Annotated in this window: 19 protein-coding genes; 11 read left to right on the forward strand and 8 right to left on the reverse strand. The window is 45.0% G+C overall.

Annotation, left to right across the window (positions count from 1 at the left end; all coding sequences use genetic code 11):
• The 3 genes from BV372_RS31955 to BV372_RS31965 all read right to left on the reverse strand — a co-directional run.
• On the reverse strand, nucleotides 1-459 hold a 459-nt coding region (locus tag BV372_RS31955; protein ID WP_143845427.1), incomplete at its 3' end, for an SDR family NAD(P)-dependent oxidoreductase.
• 93 nt (nucleotides 460-552) lie between these two features.
• Nucleotides 553-1,422, reverse strand: a complete 870-nt coding sequence (locus tag BV372_RS31960) for a CmcJ/NvfI family oxidoreductase (RefSeq protein WP_086691119.1) — start codon at nucleotides 1,420-1,422, stop codon at nucleotides 553-555.
• Nucleotides 1,423-1,589: 167 nt separating this feature from the next.
• On the reverse strand, nucleotides 1,590-3,215 hold the full coding sequence (locus BV372_RS31965) for an FAD-binding protein (protein WP_256973581.1): 1,626 nt from the start codon (nucleotides 3,213-3,215) through the stop codon (nucleotides 1,590-1,592).
• Between the two features lie 870 nt (nucleotides 3,216-4,085).
• Here BV372_RS31965 and BV372_RS31970 point away from each other — a divergent pair.
• The 8 genes from BV372_RS31970 to BV372_RS32005 all read left to right on the forward strand — a co-directional run bounded on the left by BV372_RS31970 (nucleotide 4,086) and on the right by BV372_RS32005 (nucleotide 14,411).
• Nucleotides 4,086-5,450: an LLM class flavin-dependent oxidoreductase gene (locus BV372_RS31970; RefSeq protein ID WP_086691121.1), complete on the forward strand. Its 1,365-nt coding sequence runs from the start codon at nucleotides 4,086-4,088 to the stop codon at nucleotides 5,448-5,450.
• A gap of 226 nt (nucleotides 5,451-5,676) precedes the next feature.
• Nucleotides 5,677-7,203, forward strand: a complete 1,527-nt coding sequence (locus BV372_RS31975) for an amidohydrolase family protein (protein WP_086691123.1) — start codon at nucleotides 5,677-5,679, stop codon at nucleotides 7,201-7,203.
• Between the two features lie 117 nt (nucleotides 7,204-7,320).
• Nucleotides 7,321-7,974, forward strand: coding sequence for a dienelactone hydrolase family protein (locus tag BV372_RS31980; RefSeq protein ID WP_086691125.1), 654 nt, complete (start codon nucleotides 7,321-7,323; stop codon nucleotides 7,972-7,974).
• Between the two features lie 48 nt (nucleotides 7,975-8,022).
• A complete protein-coding gene (locus tag BV372_RS31985; protein ID WP_086691127.1) occupies nucleotides 8,023-9,021 on the forward strand; it encodes an aldo/keto reductase in 999 nt (332 codons plus the stop codon).
• Nucleotides 9,022-9,108: 87 nt separating this feature from the next.
• Nucleotides 9,109-10,959 (forward strand): ABC transporter ATP-binding protein, encoded by a 1,851-nt coding sequence (locus BV372_RS31990; protein ID WP_086691129.1) that lies wholly within the window; start codon nucleotides 9,109-9,111, stop codon nucleotides 10,957-10,959.
• Between the two features lie 297 nt (nucleotides 10,960-11,256).
• Entirely contained in the window at nucleotides 11,257-11,913 is a 657-nt protein-coding gene (locus BV372_RS31995) for a class I SAM-dependent methyltransferase family protein (RefSeq protein WP_086691131.1), read from the forward strand.
• A 221-nt stretch (nucleotides 11,914-12,134) separates the two neighbouring features.
• Nucleotides 12,135-13,355 carry a glutathione S-transferase family protein gene (locus tag BV372_RS32000; RefSeq protein ID WP_086691133.1) on the forward strand — a complete coding sequence of 407 codons (1,221 nt, stop codon included), beginning with the start codon at nucleotides 12,135-12,137 and terminating at the stop codon, nucleotides 13,353-13,355.
• 48 nt (nucleotides 13,356-13,403) lie between these two features.
• The gene (locus tag BV372_RS32005) at nucleotides 13,404-14,411 is read left to right on the forward strand and encodes an aliphatic sulfonate ABC transporter substrate-binding protein (protein ID WP_086691135.1); all 1,008 of its coding nucleotides are present in this window, start codon (nucleotides 13,404-13,406) and stop codon (nucleotides 14,409-14,411) included.
• Between the two features lie 46 nt (nucleotides 14,412-14,457).
• On the opposite strand, the gene BV372_RS35680 is transcribed toward BV372_RS32005, so the two are convergent.
• From BV372_RS35680 to BV372_RS32015, 3 genes are all read right to left on the reverse strand, one after another.
• Nucleotides 14,458-14,676, reverse strand: coding sequence for a hypothetical protein (locus BV372_RS35680; RefSeq protein WP_143845428.1), 219 nt, complete (start codon nucleotides 14,674-14,676; stop codon nucleotides 14,458-14,460).
• Between the two features lie 80 nt (nucleotides 14,677-14,756).
• Nucleotides 14,757-16,181: an MFS transporter gene (locus BV372_RS32010; RefSeq protein WP_086691136.1), complete on the reverse strand. Its 1,425-nt coding sequence runs from the start codon at nucleotides 16,179-16,181 to the stop codon at nucleotides 14,757-14,759.
• A 231-nt stretch (nucleotides 16,182-16,412) separates the two neighbouring features.
• Nucleotides 16,413-17,495, reverse strand: coding sequence for an LLM class flavin-dependent oxidoreductase (locus tag BV372_RS32015; RefSeq protein WP_086691138.1), 1,083 nt, complete (start codon nucleotides 17,493-17,495; stop codon nucleotides 16,413-16,415).
• A 242-nt stretch (nucleotides 17,496-17,737) separates the two neighbouring features.
• On the opposite strand from BV372_RS32015, the gene BV372_RS32020 reads away from it, so the two are divergent.
• The 3 genes from BV372_RS32020 (at nucleotide 17,738) to BV372_RS32030 (ending at nucleotide 19,723) form a co-directional block, all read left to right on the forward strand.
• Entirely contained in the window at nucleotides 17,738-18,700 is a 963-nt protein-coding gene (locus BV372_RS32020; RefSeq protein WP_086691140.1) for a TauD/TfdA family dioxygenase, read from the forward strand.
• 114 nt (nucleotides 18,701-18,814) lie between these two features.
• Nucleotides 18,815-19,282 carry a hypothetical protein gene (locus tag BV372_RS38510; RefSeq protein ID WP_086691142.1) on the forward strand — a complete coding sequence of 156 codons (468 nt, stop codon included), beginning with the start codon at nucleotides 18,815-18,817 and terminating at the stop codon, nucleotides 19,280-19,282.
• 6 nt (nucleotides 19,283-19,288) lie between these two features.
• The gene (locus BV372_RS32030) at nucleotides 19,289-19,723 is read left to right on the forward strand and encodes a heme-binding protein (protein ID WP_086691144.1); all 435 of its coding nucleotides are present in this window, start codon (nucleotides 19,289-19,291) and stop codon (nucleotides 19,721-19,723) included.
• A gap of 90 nt (nucleotides 19,724-19,813) precedes the next feature.
• Here BV372_RS32030 and BV372_RS32035 read toward each other — a convergent pair whose 3' ends face one another.
• On the reverse strand, nucleotides 19,814-20,095 hold the full coding sequence (locus tag BV372_RS32035; RefSeq protein WP_086691146.1) for a reverse transcriptase N-terminal domain-containing protein: 282 nt from the start codon (nucleotides 20,093-20,095) through the stop codon (nucleotides 19,814-19,816).
• Nucleotides 20,096-20,162: 67 nt separating this feature from the next.
• On the reverse strand, nucleotides 20,163-21,152 hold the full coding sequence (locus BV372_RS32040; RefSeq protein WP_218776796.1) for a vanadium-dependent haloperoxidase: 990 nt from the start codon (nucleotides 21,150-21,152) through the stop codon (nucleotides 20,163-20,165).
• Nucleotides 21,153-21,225: the final 73 nt, after the last annotated feature.

Raw genomic sequence — 21,225 nt, forward strand, 5'->3', positions numbered from 1 at the left:
TGTGCGTCCAGCGCCACCGATAATATTGACAATTCGCCCATCACGCCGACTTTTGAGATGAGGAACAACGGCTCTAACTAAACGGATATAGCCTAGTAATTTAAGGTTCCAAGCATCCAAAAAAGCATCATCGCTCAACTCTAGGAAAGACCCTGCACGGGCTGAACCTGCGTTGTTAATTAAGATATCAATCTTGCCAAATTGTGCCAATGTGGTTGAAACAACTCGCTCGACACTTTCTGCCTGAGTTAAATCGGCAGTTATAGAGATGACTTTCGCCCCTGGCGTGGGTAACGATTGGATCGCGCTGACTGCATTCTCTAGCCGTTCTGCATTGCGGGCTGCGATCGCTACATTTACACCTTCACTATACAAAGCTTTGGCGATCGCTAAACCAATACCCGCACTACCACCTGTGACAATTGCTGTTTTACCTGATAGTTGTAGATCTAAGCTCATGAGATGAATTCCTAGTTTTGTTTGGTCTGATATCTACTGCCTGCAATAAATAACCTAGTCCTTCTATACTCCAAAGTACTTAGAACTACTTAACTACGCAGGATAAAAAACGAAAGTCCGCAATTCTATACTTTCCCGTGGAGGCGCATCCGGTGGACTAGTTGGGTCTTCAAATGCTGTGTGGGCTGCAAAGCGTGCGTGTCCATCCTCTGCGGAGTCAAAACACTTGATAAATAACGCTTCGTTCCTTTGCATTTGCGGGAAGTAGTACCATTTATGTTGTTGGTTGTAGGTAATGGCGTAAGTTTCACCAACGCGATCGCGGTACACTAAATCACTAGCTACCAAGTCTGTTGCTGCTATACTTTGGGCATCACACACTGCTAATGGTGACTCGTGAATTGTGTCGCCAATCCCTCGCCAAACATTGATGATCGCAAACCGTTGTTTTAATAAGCTGTCAATGTCATCTATACCTCGTGCTGTTAATTCTTTGCGTGCGCGTGTATAGCCGGATTTAGCAGTAAAGTCGTTGTGTACACGCTTCACTGGCTCCTTAATGCCGTTGTTGATGTCCTGCTTCATCAGTTCGGCGTTACGCAAGGTGTGATCGAATATTACTACCTGAGTTGCACCAGTCACCTCTTTTAATAATTGCTCTGCTTCTGGGTAGTAAACCTGGCGGATCTCATCTTCATTGTAAAAGTTACGAACGCTAGTATTATGCTCAGTAAAACCAAAACCTTCTCGATCTAGCAAAATATTGTCTGAAATGGAACGAGCATTGTAGATGGGCAGCTTGTGTGATTGATAGGTGCCATTAGAACGGGGAATACCTGATGGTGGTTCGTATGTGTAGTTGACGAGTCTTTCTGTCATCGGAATCAGGTATGTGAGGTTAGCCTCTACGTATGGCAAATCCTCAACAATCGGTCTGTCTAGAACTTGGCTATTTAAGCTCATAGGTCATACCTTTTTAGATTGTAAATTGAGAAATATACGTGTTTGCCTAAGTTAACTACCCACTAGTTCGTCATGTAAATTCACTTTGCCAACGTAGGCAAATATTGCATGAACAGCATTGATCCCAGGATGCAAACGGGAATAAAGAATTTCTCCCCAGCCCCCAATCACACTGCAACTAATTCCCGACTTGTAACTGCTGACTCAGGTTTGACCCAAACCTTGTCTAATCCACCACTCAGTATTCGATATTGCTGAGAAGGGTCAAGCTGGGGATAATCTACTCGTTTATGCATTCCTCTGGTTTCTTGACGCTGCAAACCACTGTTGTACATCCAACGGGCGGTAGCAACCATCGCCGCAGCTTCCCGCGATCGCACAATTTGGCTATTGTCTGGGGTATGACTGTTGCGAATTTCCTGCCACAGGTCATTAAGTCTATCTAGGGATGCACTTAAACCTGCTGCATTGCGGAAGAGGTTGCGATCGTAGGGGAATACTTCTGCTTGGGTAGCTGCGATCGCTTCTTCTGGTGAGAAGGTATTATTTCCTGCACCTTGCAATCCAGCTTCACCAACTCCGCGTACACTGCGCAATGCTGCTTTTTCTCCCAAACTCAAAGCATGGGTAGCTGCCGATTGTCCAGACCAATAGCCAGAGGACATTGCCCAAGCCGCATTGTGACTACCTCCACCTGTAAAGCCACCACAAATCAACTCTCTAGTTGCCGCATCTCCCGCAGCATAGAGTCCGCTAACTGAAGTAGCGCAGGTGTAGTCTGCAATTCTGATTCCGCCTGTACCCCGCACAGTTCCCTCTAAGCGTAAGGTGATGGGGAAGCGTTGGGTGAAGGGGTCAATACCGGCGCGATCGAAGACGACAAAGAAGTTAGGCTGAGAAGCTCGCATCCAAGCTTTTGTCTCCTCATCCATGTTTTGGTCAAGACGTGCATAAACTGGCTGAGTCAGCAAGGTTTTGGCAATTACAGAGCGACCACGCTTAGAACCTGCGCCTTCAATTACCGTGCCATCTTCATAGGTAAAAGATGCCCAGTCATAATAACGAGTTTTGGTGACAGAAGAAAAGGCAGGAGAAATCGCATAGGCATTAGAAAATTCCATACCAGAGAAATCTGCACCAGCCTCTGCTGCCATCAATAGCCCATCCCCAGTCAGCACATTACAACCGAGAGCCTTACTTAAGAAAGCACAGCCACCAGTAGCAATTACAACTGCCCCAGCCCGGACTTTCCAGCGTTTACCAGATTGGCGATTGATCCCAGAAGCCCCAGCCACAGAACCTTCTGCATCCACAAGCAACTCTAAAGCTGGACTATGGTCTAAAATTTTTACACCTGCCTGCTTAATCTTTTTCCGCATAAACCGCATATAATCCGGCCCCTGTAAAGAGCGACGGATCGCCTTACCATCGGCATCAACACGGAAAGGATAACCCCTATCTGCGAGAGAATTAATATTTTCATAGGTGCGATCCAATACACGAGTCATCCAATTGCGATCGCACAAAAATCCTCCCATCGCCTCTCGACTCGCCATTGCTGCTTCGCGCTGTTCTGGATCTGGTGGCACATACCATACACCATTCCCTGAAGCTGCTGCTGCGCCACTTGTACCGCAGTAACCCTTATCAGCCAAAATCACATTTGCCCCACTAGTTGCTGCACTCCAAGCAGCCCAAGTTCCTGCCGGCCCACCACCAATCACTAAGACATCGGTTTCTAAATCTAGATCATTGGTAGATATGGCAAGAGACGCTAATTTATTTGCGCTCACGAGCTTCACCCCTTATATTTGCAACACTTACTTTCCACCAGCAACCAAACAATCGACATGACTTCTGTAAGTCATCTGTGCATGACCATTAGAGGACGTGAAGAATTTATCTGTACAGTAATTGCCCTAGAATTTAAAAATACTATTCATCGACCGATTTAACGGTGTTTAATTTAGAAGTATGACATGTCCATAGGTAAAATTCAAGCTCTTCGACAATAAAATTTATGCAAATCAAATTATTAGGTTAACTAAGTATCTTGGGCTTATATTGATCCTGCGCTACCTGGGTTTTCCCGAAATCGCCATACTGTATGACTACCCTAGTCCAGACAGGATGAGTTACAGCTGACTTTATTTAGAATGCGATCGCTCAAGCAAGCATCTTAAACCATCGTTTCACCGATCCCAGATAATTTGTAATACTTAATGTTTGATAAACTAATAATTCGTTTATCATATACTTGTGTTTTCCAGTACAGATTTTTTTGGATGTATTGGGTAAGCTTTATCTTTAGTGTCTAGTAATAGGTGAATGCCTAAATGCTTGACACGATTACCTCAAAGCTTTACAGAGCAAGGATTTTATAACTCTGCCATCCAAGTGTTTTTTGGGCGTATGTCAGCGGTTAAAAGCTTAATACTGTCGTCTTCTGATCGGTCACTTACCACATATTCATGAGGGTTTGACCAAAATGTATCAGGCTCTCAGGTGAATGCATGAGTTTTGAGCAGTTAGGAATTAGCCAAACTATCGTAGCAGCAGTCCTATATAACAACAGACGTTGCATTAAAAGCCATTAACGTCCACAAATCAGCGCTACCTCTGGTAGAACTACCGCTAACGCACTATAGAAAAGAAAAAAGCAGATGAGCAAAACACGCAAGTTTCGTTTAGGTGCATTTATTCAAGCTACTGGACATCATGTCTCTGCATGGCGACACCCTGATGCACAAATAGATGCTGGGTTGAATTTTGAGCATTACAAGGAAATTGCCCAGACAGCCCAACGCGGCTTATTTGATGCAGTTTTTCTAGCAGATAGCCCAGGAGTTTGGGGTAGTGCTCCCGAAGATCAGAGTCGTAATGGTAAGATTGTCCATTTTGAGCCGGTGACTCTCTTCTCTGCTTTGTCTTCAGTGACACAAAACATCGGCTTCATAGCTACCGCCTCGACTACATACGAAGAACCCTACACTCTGGCACGTAAGTTTGCCTCTCTAGATCACTTGAGTAAGGGACGAGCCGGCTGGAATGTAGTCACCACAGGCAATGATAATGCCGCAGCTAATTTCGGACTTGAGCATCACCCAGATCACAGTCAGCGTTATGAACGGGCTGAAGAGTTTGTGGAAGTCGTGAAAGGACTGTGGGATAGTTGGGATGATGATGCCTTTATCCGTGACAGAGAATCTGGGATTTATTTCGATACAGACAAGCTACATATACTCAATCACAAAGGCAAACATTTTGCTGTTAAAGGCCCCTTAAACGTTGGTCGCCCGCCCCAAGGCTACCCGGTGATTGTGCAAGCTGGAGCCTCGGAAGCTGGACGGGACTTAGCTGCACGCACTGCTGAGGTGATATTCACGGCTAATCAAACCCTAGCTGATGCACAGGAATTTTATGCCGATGTTAAAGGTAGATTGGCACAATATGGACGCTCTTCAGATGATCTAAAAATCATGCCTGGTGCTTTCCCAATCATTGGACGTACAGAATCAGAAGCTCAAGAAAAGTACGAGTTTCTGCAATCGTTGATCCATCCCGATGTCGCTTGGGGTATTTTAAAGAACTATTACAAGGGCGTGGATCTGTCGCAATATTCTCTAGATGATTTGGCACCGGAATTGCCCAGCGACACCAACACCAATAAGAGCCGTCTGAAACTAGTTAAAGATTTGGCCACTCGTGGGACTCTCACACTGCGTCAATTGTACCGCGCTCTAGCTACCGCAAGAGGCCATCGCACCATACTTGGTACTCCCGAAACTATTGCCGATCAACTAGAAGAATGGTTCAACAATGGTGCAGCAGATGGTTTTAATATCATGCCACCGATATTGCCTACAGGATTGGATGAATTCGTTAATTTAGTCGTTCCTGTTTTACAAAAACGTGGACTGTTCCGGACTGAATACGAGGGTAGTACCTTGCGTGAAAATCTTGGCTTGCGTCGTCCAAGTAATCGTTTTGCAGCCAAACAAACGGATGAGCGATTGGTGTTGGCATGAATTTTTCCCAAAAGGGTAAGGAAACCCCGTACCTACAAATTTGATAACTAAGAGGCGCGGAGATTTATCTATAGTCATTAAATATTCCGCACTCGATACTTAGGACTTTTCAGCGATGGCTAAACCATACTTTTTGAAGCGTGCTTTTTGTAGATCGCCTCCGATTTGAGATGTACCTGATACTCTACATAGCCTGAAAATTTTAGCCAAAAACGAGGAAAGAAACATGACTGAATATAGCAGATTGAAAACCTCACCCTCCGCCGCCATCAGGGCCACTCTGGATTATCCAGTAATCGACACCGATGTTCATACCAACGATTTCACGCCGGCGCTGGAAGATTACATTGCTAATTACGGCGGTGCAAAACTTGTAGACGAATTACGCAAGGCAGAATCCTCTCGTCTCAACTCCAAAACAGATGGTAAAGACTGGTATCAACAAACTCCTGAAGAACGTCAATACAACCGCACAATTCGCTCTCCTTGGTGGGCGAGAGTCACCCGCAATACTCTAGATCTCGCCACTTACACCTTGCCAGGACTTTTCTATGAGCGTCAAGCAGAGCAAGGATCAGACTATTCGGTGCTGTTTCCTAACAATGTCTTAGCACCCGCTGGAGCCAGTCAAGAAAACCGTAAAGCATTGCAACGGGCGGTCAATCACTATCATGCTGATATCTATCGGAAATATAGCGATCGGCTGACACCTGTAGCTGGTATCCCGATGGGTAATCCCCAAGAAGCGATTGAGGAGCTAGAGTTTGCTGTAAAAACCCTAGGGCTAAAGGTAGCAAATATTCCTGGTGGTGTGAAACGACCAATTAAGGCGATCGCAGATAAATATCCAGCCGATAAATTTCCCGAAATCGCCAAGTATGCATCTTATATCGATTTCTACGGACTAGATAGTGAATACGACTACGATCCATTCTGGGCTAAAGCCGTCGAATTGGGTGTACCCATTACTACCCATTATGGCAGCCAAGGTTGGACTGGACGCTCGTCTATCAGTAACTACATGAATAACCATATCGGTCACTTTGCCGATGGTTCGCAAGCATTTGCTAAGGCGCTGTTCTTTGGTGGTGTAACCAAGCGTTTTCCACAGTTACGCATCGGAATGCTTGAAGGTGGTGCAGATTGGGGCGCTCACGTCTACATTCATTTAGTAGACCGTTTCTCCAAGCGTAATCTCAAGGGACTGCAAAACTACAACCCAGCGCTGACGAATTCTGATGAGCTATTCGAGTTGTTTGAGCGCTTCGGTGGCGAAATTACTCAAGGATATTCTCTCGACAAAGAAGAATTAACCAAGAGTGTACTGGGTTCTTCATTCGGCCGTCATAGCCGTCAACCAGTTGGTAAGGAATTAGAGGATTTTGCCGCAGCTGGAATTGAAAAGATAGAAGATATTCGCGATCGCTGGGTGAACAGTTTCTTCTTTGGTTCCGAATCCGACGATCGCACTATCGGCGCAGCATTCAACGACAAAGCCAATCCCTTAGGCGTGAAGATTAACGCCATCTATTCCTCAGATGTTGGTCACTGGGATGTACCCGATTTAACCGATCCTCTAGCTGAAAGCTGGGAACTCGTAAAAGAAGGTGTGATTTCTGAAGCCGACTTCAAAGCTTACGTATTCGCTAATCCTTACAAGTTCTACACCGAAGCTAACCCGAACTTCTTCAAGGGTACAGCGATTGAATCCAAGGTAGCTCAAATCGAATCCCCACAACTAGTAGTGGCATAGAAAGCGAGATGGGGGAGATAAGGGAGAAACATTCCTTATTTCCCATTCCCCATTACCCCTTATCCCCAGAGGGGGCCCCGAGTTCCCCTTTTCCCAATCCCCATTGGAGTCACAATTATGGCCGTTAAACACATCAGCAATGGTTCCTTGCCTTATCTTTTCTCGTCGGTTGCTGACAATGCTAATAAACCCGCACCTCTCGTACTGTTTTTGCATGGAGCGCGCGATCGCGGTACTGACCTTAATATACTTTTGAAATGGGGTTTACCTCGTTTCGTAGATGCATCAGCTCCATTACCTTATATCTTTGCAGCCCCCCAACTTCCTGAAGAACAAACCTGGGTTGAGCGAGAAGCAGATGTAATTGCTTTACTAGATAATCTCATCGCTTCCCAACCAGTTGATCCATCGCGCGTAATTATATCTGGGTTCAGCTTGGGTACTGCTGGCGCTTGGCATATCGCCGCCTCTAATCCTGGGCGCTTCGCTGGTTTGGTTGCAGTTTCCGGTCGTGTACCCAAGACATTAGAAGCAAGCCAACTAGCTGCACTCAAAGAAATTCCCATCCAAATATTCCAGGGTGGAAAAGACGAAAAACTGCCGATTGAGGATACAGAGCAGATTGTCGCTACCTTGCGCGAAGCAGGGGGAACAGTAGATTTTACTCTACTCCCTGATGGCGATCATTTTATTGCTGATGAAGTATACGGCGACCAAAAATTGCAACAATGGCTGGTTTCACAGAACCGTCGCGCATCTGTGGCTGTTTAATTGGGATTAGATGCCCAATGCCCCATTCTATGAATAACAAACATCGCTATGACTTTACCTACCACTAATCTCGGTAAAACTGGATTGACGGTTTCGCGCCTTGTTCTTGGCACCATGACCTTTGGATTGCAGACTGACGAAGAAACTTCCAGAGTCATCCTTGATACCGCCGCCGATGCTGGTATTAACTTTTTGGATACAGCCGATGTTTATCCTCTGGGGGGTGGACTTGCCACAGCCGGACGCACTGAAGAAATCATTGGGCGCTGGCTCAAAGGCAAACGCGAACATTTTATACTGGCTACCAAGGCTGTAGGCAAGGTTGGCCCTGCACCTTGGGATCAGGGTGCTTCACGCAAACATATTTTAGATGCGATCGATGCTTCCCTCAGACGCTTGGGAACCGATTATGTTGATCTCTATCAATTGCACTCTGATGATGCTTCAACTCCTCTGGATGAAACTCTCGAAGCCTTAGACACTGTGGTTCGGTCTGGTAAAGCACGCTATATCGGGGTTTCTAATTTCTTAGCTTACCGACTTAGCCGCGCTTTAGGTCGCGCTGATGTTCGCAATTTAGCTCGTTTTGTTTCAATTCAGCCCCGCTACAATCTCTTATTCCGCGAAATTGAGCGAGAACTTTTGCCTCTAGCGCAAGAAGAAGGACTTGGTGTAATTCCTTACAATCCTTTGGCGGGAGGTTTACTTACTGGTAAACATAATAAAGCTCAAGGCCCCACCGACGGAACTCGTTTTACCTTGGGTGCAGCCGCAGAACGTTATCAAGAACGTTATTGGCACGATCGCGAGTTTAATACTGTTGAGGAATTACGCACAGTAGCAGATTTGGCTGGATTATCACTTACAACCCTAGCGTTAGCTTGGGTTTTGGCTAATCCGATTATCACTGCCCCAATTATTGGCGCTAGCCGTCCAGAACAACTTGCTGACAGCCTTAAGGCGGTGGAAGTAAAACTTGACGACAATTTAAAACAAAAGTTAGATGACATAACCGCCGAATACAGACGGGGAGATTCTCTGCGTTAAGAATGATTTTATTGAATACCACCGGACGGCTGATTTAGCCGTCCATTTTTATTTTGTAGAAAGCTTGATGCTACAAGAGCAACTCTCATGACGAAAAAGTCCAGACAATTGAAATCCTTTCAACGCGCTGCTGATGCGCCCAATTTACCACCGAATCCATTCAGGTTTATTTGCTATTTCGTCAATCAATTTCGCTGGTGGTATATAGCAATTGTCATTTTGGAAGTGATGCACGCGACTTGTGGCATTATGTTACCCTATGCCATTGGTGAAATTATCCGCAGCGTTACAAAATCAACGGTTAACAGCAAGCAGATTTTTGAAACCATCAGTCAACCCTTAATGCTGTTCACTGCCTTAAGTATAGGTGAAGTAGTATTTGGGCGCTCGTCGGGACTGTTGCTAACTATTCTCCATCCTATCCACCGCCAGCAGATTATGCGTACCCTATATGCTTATTTGCAGCAACATTCCCATCGCTACTTGAGTAGTAGTTTTGCTGGTGCTTTAGCACAACGTATTAGCGAAACTGCTTACGGTGTCACCCAGACGATGCAAATGCTGATTTCTGAATTTATGTCAGTCATCGTTGTGTATATCGTTGCTATCATTTTACTGTATCGCGCCTATCCGCCTCTGGCTGGATTGGTGGGGGTATGGGCAGTATTCTTTATCAGTATTTCCTTTTGGCTGGCTACTCGCTGTCGAATTTATTCCCGCAAAGCCGCCGCCGCTAGAAGTGAGACAGCTGGTATCATTGTCGATGCGGTCACAAATCTTACTAGTAGCCGATTGTTTGCGCGTTTGGGTTTTGAACGACGCTATTTAAATGAGCGATTCAGGCGCGAAATCAAAGAGGTGAGAATAGCGAACTGGTACTCGGAGCGCATTCGCTGGTTTCAATTTATCTCTGCTGCAATTTTGAAAATTGCTACTTTGTATTACTCACTGTCTCTGTGGAGTACTGGAGCGATCGCAACTGCTGATTTTGTAGTTGCAACTAGCTTATCACTGTTAATCATTAGTGAAGCCCGCAATTTAAGTAGAAGATTTTTGGATTTATTTGAACATATTGGTAATATCGCCAATGGTGTTTTAACTATTGTGCAACCCCATGAATTGATTGATCGAGAAAATGCGATCGCGCATTCAATTACCAAAGGACACATTGAGTTTCGACGCGTAAATTTCAACTATTCGGCTGAGAAAAAAGTATTCCACGACCTTTCTGTTACCATCAAACCAGGACAGCGCGTCGGATTGGTGGGCTTTTCCGGTTCGGGAAAATCTACTTTTGTCAATTTGATTTTGCGCCTTTTTGATCCCCAAGCTGGACAAATTCTCATTGATGGCGTGGATATTCGAGACATGGCTCAGGAAGCGCTACACGCCCAGATTAGCTTAATTCCTCAAGATCCGTCTCTGTTTCATCGCACGTTACTGGAAAATATTCGTTACGGACGACTTGAAGCCAGCGACGAGGAAGTTATAGAAGCAGCAACCAAGGCTTATGCTCACGATTTTATTGCCCAGATGGCTGAGGGTTATGATTCTCTGGTGGGCGAACGTGGGGTAAAACTCTCCGGAGGACAGAGACAGCGGATTGCGATCGCGCGGGTTATCCTCAAAGACGCACCAATCCTAATTTTAGATGAAGCCACCTCTAGCCTGGATTCCATCACCGAAAAAGCTATCCAGGATACCCTAGATTTAGCAATGGATGGCAAAACCGTTATTGTGGTAGCTCATCGCTTGTCAACTATCGCCCATCTAGACCGTATTTTAGTATTTGACCAAGGCCGCATTGTTGAAGATGGTACCCACAATAAACTACTAGCAAAAGGCGGTGCTTACTATAGATTATGGCAAATGCAAGCAGGTGGATTTTTACCTGAACAAGCCAGCGATCGCAATTTATCGGAGCTGCAAACAGGATAGTGTAAAGCCACAATTATCAAGTACTAAGTCGCGCGATCGCTTTTACAACTTAAACTTTGTCTGTTAAAAGAGCGATCGCAAAGCCATCATACCCATTGCTACCTACATTCTGAATCTCTAAATTAAATATGCTTAACGAGGAGTATTGCCAGCAGACTTGATTTTGCATCTACTTGTGTGATAGTCTGCGTTCATTACAAAATACTGTTAATCGATAGACTTGCCGTAGTTAATTGTTGCACAGCTTGCTCGTCACAGTGCAAAGCCACAGTTTGCAAGGAATGGGAATCAACTCTTATGCCAAAAGATTGGTTTGAATGGCACGATCTCTATAATACGGAACCAAAATTACAACAGCGTCTAGAAATCGTGCGGGAATACATAACTTACAGCTTGGATGCATCTCCAGCAGGAAGAATCCGTGTAGTTAGTGTTTGCGCTGGTGATGGAAGAGATTTACTCGGAACCTTAGCAAATCACCCCCGCTCCCAAGATGTATATGCAAGGCTTGTTGAGCTAAACCCCAATTTAGTTGAACGTGGAAAAGCAACTATAGAATCATTGGGTTTAGCAAAGCAAATAGAATTTATCAATGGAGATGCAACTATCTCCGCCAACTATGTTGGTGCAGTACCCGCAGATATTGTGATTGTCTGTGGTGTGTTTGGCAATCTGGCTGATGAAGCTGAACTCAAACGCTTGCTAGACAACTTGAGTTTTCTGAGTAAACAAGGTGCTTTTGTTATCTGGACTCGCGGAGACACTAACGGTATTCGGTACTCTGAGATTGCGCGGAAAGTGTTCCAAGACTACAAATTTGAGGAAGTTAAGTTCAAATTCACCGCTACTGGAGACATGGGTGTAGGTATTAATCGTTATATTGGTGAAAATTTACCTGCACCGAAAGAGCAACAATTATTTGTATTTTCTGGTATTCCTAATAGAGCCAGGTAATACAATTTGAAATTTAAGATTTGGGATTTTAAACAAAATTTGAGTTTCTTAAATCCCAAATCTATTTAGGATCTGCAAATACTTGTCCCCATTGTCCCTCCGAAGTTCTGAGCGGAGGAAGCCTCCGTTCAGACTTCTCTCCTTGTCCCTAATCTTATAGAACTGCTCCACTTAAATTTTTCAGTTTCATCCGGCATACTTTTTTCAAATAGGTGTCAAAAATGTCTATTCAAGACGCTGTAACTAATTGGGAACAACTGTTAGAAATTGCTCGGCAAAATACCCCAGCGCGCAGGGTAAAAAGACCAGGACAGTCTCCATCTACCGCACCTATCCCCAGCAGTCTGCATAAACTTCCCCCAGACACCAGACCACCAGTTCTGCTTTATCGAGATACTAACTCTTGGTGTCCTTTCTGCGAGAGAGTTTGGTTTGCTTTAGAAGAAAAGGAAATTCCTTTTGAAACCGAGTTTATTGACCTGAGTAACAAGCCAAAATGGTACACGGACTTAGTTCCCACCACCCTTGTACCTGGTGCAAAAATTGAAGGTAAGTTGGTATATGAATCGAAAGAGATTCTCTTAGCTTTGGAAGAACGATTTCCTACTCCAGCACTACTACCAGAAGATCCAGACGAAAACGCTGTTGCGAGACAGTGGGTAGAGGAATCAGAAACTAACGGTTTTAGAGATATTGCTTACAAATTCCTCAGAGAAAAAGTCACAGATGCGAATGAGTTAGCTAAGTTACAAGCAGAGTTTGAAGCTAAATTAGATGAACTTGAGCAAACCTTAGCTAAATATCCCGGCCCTTATTTTCTTAGCAACTTTAGCCTGGTAGACATTCTCTACAGTCCCCATCTCGATCGCTTGGCGGCTAACTTACCTGTGTATCGCGGCTATCACATCAAAGGTAATCCCCGTTACCCACGAATCAATGCTTGGTTTGCAGCACTAAATCAACGTCCTGCTTATCATCGGGTGAAATCGGATAATATCACTAACAATTTACTTTTACGCCGCAGATGGGGTGTAGAACCGATTGGAAATCCCTTACCTCTCGATCCAGCAGAAAGCGAAGCTATCGAGTTTCGTGCAGAAGCAGCGGAGAGGCTGAGTGATAATCGGGAAAATGCGATCGCAGATATTTTAAAAAACTCTGGTGTACAAGCTTTAGCTGTAGATGGTGACGTTTCCACAGTTCAAGAAGTGGTTGATTTACACCTGAGATTATTAGCTGATTATTTAATCAATGGTAACGGCGCACCGCTACCAGGTGGACGCACAGGTGGTAAGGATAGTATAGATCCCAAGATAGCTGCAATTGGAGCCATTACACTTGCCTATGTGAGAAATCGCATCTGTGCGCCACGAGATATGAGTGCTGGTGCTGCAACTGCATTCCGCGCCGCCGCAGATAAAGTTTTGGCATCTCTCTATTAATTTTTATTGGTGACAGGTTGATAGCCAGTCACCTTCCCAACTGCAAATATGAAAACCCGTCGCTATATACTAGTTGCGATCGCCACTTGTTTATTAATTTGGCTTCTAACTCTAGCTGGCTGTAGTTCTCAAAATACCTCACAAAGCAACGTTTCTCCTGTTGCACAAACCTCTGGTGCTTCATCACAGATAAAGGTGATTAATATCGGTCATCAAAACGGTACACCTGGACTGAATTTGCTAAAAGCACAGGGATTGTTGGAAAAACGGCTTGCTCCAGAAGGTATCCAAGTTAAATGGATATCCTTCCAAGGAGGCCCACCCATGATGGAAGCAATGGCAGCTAATAGTGTTGATATTGGCAACGTGGGCAATTTACCGCCTGTTTTTGCTCAAGCTGGTGGTAATCCTATCGTCTATGTGGCGGCGACGGGTTCAAATGCAGGCGCTCAGGCTATTATCGTCCCTAAAGATTCTCCTATTAAAAGCCTTGCGGATTTAAAAGGGAAAAAATTAGCGATTCAAAAAGGAACAGCACTACAATACTTTGTCCTCAAAGCTTTAGAAAGTGCAAAACTGACGCTAAATGATATTCAACCTGTTTACTTAAAAATTCCCGATAGTACCACTGCTTTTGAAGGTGGTAATGTAGATGCTTTGCCTATTGGCGATCCCTATCTTGCCTCGAAAGAATTAAATGGTAGCGTGCGTGTGTTAGTTAGAGGTTCTGATGTCGCACCTCAACGCGCTTTTTACATCGCCACACAAAATTTTGCCAAAAATCACCCCGATTTAGTCAAAATCGTTTTAGAAGAACAGAGTAAAGTAGAAGACTGGGCTAAAGCTAATCCTAGTGAAGTTGCTAAACTACTCGCAGAACAAACCAAATATAAGCCAGAGGTTTTAGAATATTCTTTAAAAAACCGTCCCTACTTTGGTGTCTTTGAAATCAAGGATGAATATATCGCTGAACAACAACAAGTAGTTGATTTGTTCTACAGTCAAAAGCTGATTCCTAAAACCTTTCAAGTTAAAGATGCTATTTGGAAACCATAGGTAAGCTAATATATTAGCCCTTCACCAAACAAAACTTTGGCACTGCTCACAAACGTTTACCAAGACTAATAACATCATCTATTTTGAATCCGAGAGACTCGTAGAACTGAAGCACATCTATAGGATTCATATTTGATTTCTGAAATCCACGTAGGGGAGCCACTGCGTTGGTGTTAGCGTAGCGGTAGCGACGTACTCCTACGGAGAAGCAAGCTACGCGTAGCGTCTCCGCAGGAGAAGGGTATGGCGTTGCCGCGTTGGGCATTCATTGCCCACCAGATCCGGGTTTTGGTGGGCAATGAATACCCACCCTACAGATGAGAGTTTACGGAATTTTTTCAAGAATCATACTTTATGGCGTAACTTTAAAACTGAAGCAACCGCAGACGCACACAGAATTAATGCCGCAAACCGAAAGGTACCTTGAAAACCTGTAACGATCGCCTCCGGAGGAGCCACAGATACATCAGCACCAGCGGAAACACTAGCGATTAAGCCGCCAAATACTGCACCTATCAAGGAAACGCCGACAGTATTACCGCAGGTACGCGATAAAGATAGCAAGCCAGAAGCAATCCCCAGGCGATCGCGAGATACCGCACCCATAGCAGTAGTATTATTAGGCGATTGAAATAAACCTAGCCCAATACCGTAAATAAAATAACGTGATATATACCCAAGCTCAGTAATTTGAGCATCAAAGGTACTGATGCCCAAACAACCTCCAATCATCAACCCCAGCCCAATTGAAGTAATTAATCTTGCACCAAATCGGTCTGAAAGTATACCAGCCACTGGGGCAATTAATCCGCTAAGTATAGGCGAAAAAGCTAATAGCAACCCGACTTTGGCTGTGGGATAGTTCTTGACTCGCTCTAAAAAGAAAGGAGTAATCAGTAAAGAACCACCAATCACAGTGAATGTCAGCCAGCCACTGAGCAAACTCATACTCAGCTGAAGATTGCGAAATAGATGCAGTTCTAGTAATGGCTGGTCAAGGATGGCTTCTACTACCAGAAAAGTTACAAAGCTGAGGGCGGCGATCGCGAGTAATACCAAAGTATTAACACTACTAAAGCCTTCACTTTGCCCAATCGTCATACCTAAGCCAAAACAACCCAAAGTCCATAAAGCTAATAAGGCTCCTAAAGGGTCAAATTTTTGTTTGCGTTCACTCAAGATAGACTGTGGTACTAACCGAGCCACAAGGAAACTAGCTACAATCCCCAAGGGCACATTGATCAGAAATATACTCTGCCAACCTGACAAGTTCAACAATAACCCACCCGCAGAAGGCCCAGAAGCAATCCCCAGAGACACGACGCTACCAATAATCCCAACCGCCCGACCTCGTTCAGAAGCGGGGAAGACTTCTGTAACGATCGCCAAACCCAGGCCTGAGATGAACACTGCACCAAGTCCCTGAAGTGCGCGAAAGCCAATTAGCCACTCAATGCTAGGTGCAAAACTACACAACAGTGAACTCAAGGTAAATACAATCAGCCCTGCCTGATATAAGGGTTTCTTGCCCCACATATCCCCTAGGCGAGTTGCTCCTAAAACTAGACCAGAACTGACTAACTGATAACTCAACACAGCCCACTGGGCCAGAGGAAAGCTAGTGTGAAAGCTCTGCACCAAAGTGGGTAAGGCCACATTGATGATACCCACATCTAGGGTAGACATAAATACCCCTAGTCCCACACCTAACAAGACCCAAGATTTTTGAGAGGTTGACAAAGTTAGAGATTGTATTGGCAATTGGGACAATATTTCGTCTCCTCTGTTTATTTCAATATTGTGAATATTTGGATTTTAGATTGATCCCATGAACATAAAATTCGCTCTTAAAAAATCATGCGTTACAGCTTTGCCTAACACACACTACTGGCGTGGCAAGGCTAAAATGTTGCAATAAAAAATGTTTGTAGTTGCGCTTTAGCGCCTTCCAATAAATAAATCTAATGTACAACTTTAGGCTTGCCACGCACTACAAGATATTTATGCCCTCTGTAAAGGCTGTAAATGCCGCACGCGGGGCATAATTTCTTCGGCAAAGCGGGTCATTTCTTGTGCGAATGGATTAAATTGCAGCATAAATGTATCGATACCAGCATCAACAAAGGCTGCAATTCTTGTAGCAACTGTATCGTAACTACCAACCAAGCCGGCGGCTGTCCCACCATTACCACCAACAGCCGGATTTTTAGCGAAGAGTCGGAACATAACTGCGTCTGGGTCAACACCTTTAGCAACACTTAATTTCAAATGTTCTTCCTTTTTCTGAAGTTCCGTGAGTCGTTGTAGTTCTGCTTGCGCTTCTGCATCGGTAGGTCGAGCAATGACAAAGGCTGATAAACCAAAACGTACTGGTTGAGGTAGCGTAGGCGTAGCCCGCCGTAGGCATCGCGGACGGCTCAAAACTTGTTTAATCACCTGACGCACATCTTCTATTGGCTGACCGTTGATAAAATAAATATCTGCTTGTTCCGCCGCTAAAATCTGGGCTGGCTCAGATGCACCGCCAAGGTATATTCGGGGATGAGGTTGGGCGATAGAAGTAGGACGTAAGCTCAAATCTGCGATTTTGAAATATTCTCCCTCGAAGTTAACCCTTTCCCCACTCCAGAGGGCTTTCACAATCCGTAACCATTCACCAGAATAGCGGTAGCGTTCATCATGGGGAGGAAAGGGAATATTCGTGCGTTCCATCTCTGGGCGGAACCAAGCACTAATCAAGTTGATAGCAAAACGTCCGTGACTAATTGCATCAATCCCTAACGCCATTTTAGCGAGAACAGCTGGATGGAATAATAAAGGTTTAATAGCAGCGATAATCTCAATTTTTTCTGTAGCCTCAGCAAACGCCGCAGAAGCTGTCCAAGTTTCTAGTTGCTCTAACTCTAAACTACGTGGATTGGCGATGTGCTGTGCCACCAAAGTTGTCACATACCCCAAACGTTCAGCAGCTAAAATCAGCGATCGCGATCGCTCATAACTCGCATCAATCGGTTCTTCTTGAGTATCCAAGGGGCCAAAGTTACCGCCAACAGGTGCCCAAATACCATAACGTGGTGCTGACATCTTGAACTCCAAATTAACTGGGGAATCGGGGTTGGGGAGAAATAATTCAGGTCATCCAGTATGCGGAATCTAGAACTGGGGAAGAGAAATTACTATGTTAAATTTATAATACGGTAAATCTATCAAATTAGTGTATTATGCTTGCAGATGCGATCGATGGAAGCGATCGCTTGCACTTGATAGCAACACCAAACAAGTAAACAAGTGCCAACACCGCCCAGGTAAAACTCTGGAGAATTTTTATGAGCAACAAGCACATTGAAGTCAAACCGGTAGCTGGTTTCATCGGTGCTGAAATCAACGGTGTAGACCTTTCCCGTCCTCTACACGATGAAGCAGTAGCCGAAATTCGACAAGCACTGTTGAAATGGAAAGTTATTTTCTTTCGCAATCAGAACATTGACCATGCGGCACAGATTGCATTCACATCTCGTTTTGGCGAAGTGACTTATGCACATCCCCACGAGGATGAACCCATCGAAGGCTTTGCAGAAATATTACCAATCGATCGCAGCCGCTACGAACGGAAGAACGGTCTGCGTCGTGCCAGCTATGAAAACCGTTGGCACACCGATGTCACAGCAGTTGTTAACCCACCTGCTGGGTCTATTTTGCGTGCAGTTAACGTCCCCAGCTTTGGTGGTGATACACAGTGGACTAATCTGGTCGCAGCTTACGAAGGTTTGTCAGCACCTGTGCGGGCACTAGCAGACACATTAAAGGCAGAACATCGCTTCAATGCACGCTTGCGCTTACCCAGCAATAGCAAACTTGTTCAGCGCATCGCAGCTAATCCCCAGGTTTCTATTCACCCAGTGGTGCGGGTTCATCCAGAGACAGGCGAACGCGCATTATTCGTGAACCCTGGCTTCACTTCCCACATTCTGGACGTATCACCACAAGAAAGTGAGCTATTGCTAGAGTTGTTCTTTAACCAAATCACCAAGCCAGCCTACACCACCCGCTTCCGTTGGAACAATGGTGACATTGCATTCTGGGATAACCGCGCCACCGCACATTTAGCGCCCCAGGATCTAGATCATATAGAAGTTGAGCGCGTACTTTATCGCACCACCATCACTGGTGATATTCCCGTCGGTCCCGATGGCTTCCGATCGCAAATAGTTGAAGGTGAACCGTTAAGCAGCGAATTACCAACCGTCTTGAAGAAGAAAGTTGAGCAGCGAGAAGCAGTGCTTTCGTAAGTCATATAGTTTTAAACCAGGCTGCAAAATAGCAGCCTAGTTTAGGGGATGGGGAACAGGGGAGGAAAAATTAATTCTCAATGCCCCATGCCCAATAACTTAAAGAATTAACCTGTGGCCAAACTAATTTTACCTCTAGAGCTGACTGCTGAAATTGAGCCACATTTACCAGCTGATAAGCAATTTGTGCGGGTAGATAGTGATGGTAATTTTGATGGTGATGCGAGTGATGCGGAAGTTTATCTGAATGGGTTTAAATTAAAGCCCACAACTCTACATAACGTGCTAGCAACTGCACCGAGAATAGGTTGGCAACAAACTCCTGATGAATCAGCCTTAACTAAGGCTCTCACTGAAGGCTGGATTGGTGGTGCAGGATTAGACACAGTTTCTATTGAACCCCTACCGCCAGAACAAGTTGCAGAGGCTTTAGTTGATTACTATGACGCAGGTGTTACTACTCTGTTAATCCGGGGCTTCGATCCGCTACAAGATGCCATTGATTACGGGCGGGAAGTTATTCCTTTAGTGCGTGCAGAAGTAGCAAAACGAGAACGCCAAGCTGTTGCAGTTGGGAGATAAAAAATTATGGTACAAACATCTACATCTACGAGAACTGTTGAATTAATTACAGTTGATACTGCACTAGCAGCAGTCAAAGCAGGTTTAAAAGAAAGCCAAAATCTAGGTGCTGGCGTATCGATTGCTGTTTACAACTCGCTTTTAACTTTGGTAGCCTTTGCACATGGTGATGGAGCACCGCCTCACAGTGTAGAGACTAGCAAACGCAAAGCACAAACGGCAGCTTCGATTCGTCGCCCTACAGGAAACTTTGCCGATCATCTGGCTGTAGCATTACCCCTAGCTTCGGGGAATTTGTTAACTAATCTCGGTGGTGGTTTACCTATTCGCTTTGGTGGTGTGCATGTAGGAGCAATTGGTGTTGGCGGTGGTACTGTTGAACAGGATATTGCCATTGCTAAAGCCGCGTTAAGTGCGATCGGTGCAGAACCAATAGATTAGTTATCTACCCAATTTGAACGATGATTCTTAGCTATTGGTTAAATTGTCGGATGCGATCGCTTTGCGGCTCCGACAGATTTTGCCAACAGCTCATTGAATCAAAGTGCAATATGAATACACCGTCGGTATGCCTAAAAGTCGTTTTTTATCCGTTCCAGGTTGAGGAATCCAAACTCGTCTGGTGGGACTGACCTTAGCACCCAGTTTTATATTATTAATAAGGGGAAGACGAAGATTGGATGACAGTGCTTTGGCTCCATCGACACCAGCCGTCTTTTGCCCATATTTATCCTGAGTGACTCTACAAACCGCTAACGTTCTTGCTGACCAGGAATTTATCAACGTTTTCTGGAGAGAGCGGACTGCTTTCATATCACCACGACTGAAGGAATATTGTTGGGGATTTCTCCCAACATGTTCCCTCTTAACCTAATAGCAATTAAATCGTGACTTTTGTGCCATCAAATTTGGTGAAGGTAAAACCTTCAAATTGTTCGCGGAACGTTAGCTTTTCATCTCTAAGAATACCGATTGCGATCGCTTCGCCAAGTGCTAACGATGCAGCAGCATCTGTGCGCCAGTGAATCCCAGCACTATCGCGACCCAAGCCAATATTCGCCGCCAGCTTGTTCAATTCGCCGCCCACTGTCAATGGTGGACCCTGATAGGGAATCAACTTGGTGGGGTCTTTGGGATCGGGTACTACCGGATTCGGAATCACATAACTCTCATCAAATAGTGCTTTCAAAATCGTGACACTAGCTCCAGCTGACACCGAAGCGCCCCCTGGATAAGAAGAATGGAACGGTGCCCCTTCTGGAAAGGCTTGTGGCAGCAGATAGGATTTATATTTACTGTAGATGCGATCGAGCGCTTCTGACTTCAAGACTTCAGGGTGAATTGGATAATTTGTTTTATTCACCTTATTGTTGTGAACCAAGCCACCATAAGCCTCCGCCCGCAGACGGCGGTGAACATAGTACTTCTGCCAGTAAGCTGCTCTGATTGCATGTGGAGCCACCCAAGAACATATAGATTGTGAATACCCTGGCCCAAATGTTCCCGAACCACCCACTTGAGTCTTCGACTTGTTATAGGGATTGCTGGGATTGTAAGGTGAGCCAACACCACCAGCTAGGGGGTTATCACTGACTGGCTTAGAGAGGAGAATTAAAGCTGCATTTGTATAGACTGGTGGTGGCGTGTGGGCAATCTCTGACTGGTCGCGCCCGTTGATAAAGTAGCGCCGGGTCGAATCAAACTTAATCGTTCGACCAGACTCGCCACCATTTTGTACTAGCAACCATTCGTCATAGTTAGTTTGGAAACTATTTTCGGGAATAGCTAGGGGAACACGGTTCAGCTGAGGATAACTATGTGTTCCAGCAGGCACAGGACGCAGTAAAAATTGGGAGACATAAGGGCCCACATCTACCCCTGGCAGGGCAGGGCTGTTTCATTCCCTAAAACAGGTAAAATTGCAAGTGTTGAGGGGAAAAAAT

This window comes from Nostoc sp. T09 (assembly GCF_002154695.1).
Taxonomy (GTDB): Bacteria; Cyanobacteriota; Cyanobacteriia; order Cyanobacteriales; family Nostocaceae; genus Aulosira.

What these genes read in the sequence shown, in the direction of transcription:
- BV372_RS31975 (WP_086691123.1), top strand. Translation starts at nt 5,677, where the DNA reads ATGACTGAATATAGCAGATTGAAAACCTCACCCTCCGCCGCCATCAGG.
- BV372_RS31990 (WP_086691129.1), top strand. Translation starts at nt 9,109, where the DNA reads ATGACGAAAAAGTCCAGACAATTGAAATCCTTTCAACGCGCTGCTGAT.
- BV372_RS32020 (WP_086691140.1), top strand. Translation starts at nt 17,738, where the DNA reads ATGAGCAACAAGCACATTGAAGTCAAACCGGTAGCTGGTTTCATCGGT.
- BV372_RS32000 (WP_086691133.1), top strand. Translation starts at nt 12,135, where the DNA reads ATGTCTATTCAAGACGCTGTAACTAATTGGGAACAACTGTTAGAAATT.
- BV372_RS32035 (WP_086691146.1), bottom strand. Translation starts at nt 20,095, where the DNA reads ATGAAAGCAGTCCGCTCTCTCCAGAAAACGTTGATAAATTCCTGGTCA.
- BV372_RS31985 (WP_086691127.1), top strand. Translation starts at nt 8,023, where the DNA reads ATGACTTTACCTACCACTAATCTCGGTAAAACTGGATTGACGGTTTCG.
- BV372_RS31980 (WP_086691125.1), top strand. Translation starts at nt 7,321, where the DNA reads ATGGCCGTTAAACACATCAGCAATGGTTCCTTGCCTTATCTTTTCTCG.
- BV372_RS31960 (WP_086691119.1), bottom strand. Translation starts at nt 1,422, where the DNA reads ATGAGCTTAAATAGCCAAGTTCTAGACAGACCGATTGTTGAGGATTTG.
- BV372_RS35680 (WP_143845428.1), bottom strand. Translation starts at nt 14,676, where the DNA reads ATGCCCAACGCGGCAACGCCATACCCTTCTCCTGCGGAGACGCTACGC.
- BV372_RS32030 (WP_086691144.1), top strand. Translation starts at nt 19,289, where the DNA reads ATGGTACAAACATCTACATCTACGAGAACTGTTGAATTAATTACAGTT.
- BV372_RS31970 (WP_086691121.1), top strand. Translation starts at nt 4,086, where the DNA reads ATGAGCAAAACACGCAAGTTTCGTTTAGGTGCATTTATTCAAGCTACT.
- BV372_RS32015 (WP_086691138.1), bottom strand. Translation starts at nt 17,495, where the DNA reads ATGTCAGCACCACGTTATGGTATTTGGGCACCTGTTGGCGGTAACTTT.
- BV372_RS32005 (WP_086691135.1), top strand. Translation starts at nt 13,404, where the DNA reads ATGAAAACCCGTCGCTATATACTAGTTGCGATCGCCACTTGTTTATTA.
- BV372_RS31995 (WP_086691131.1), top strand. Translation starts at nt 11,257, where the DNA reads ATGCCAAAAGATTGGTTTGAATGGCACGATCTCTATAATACGGAACCA.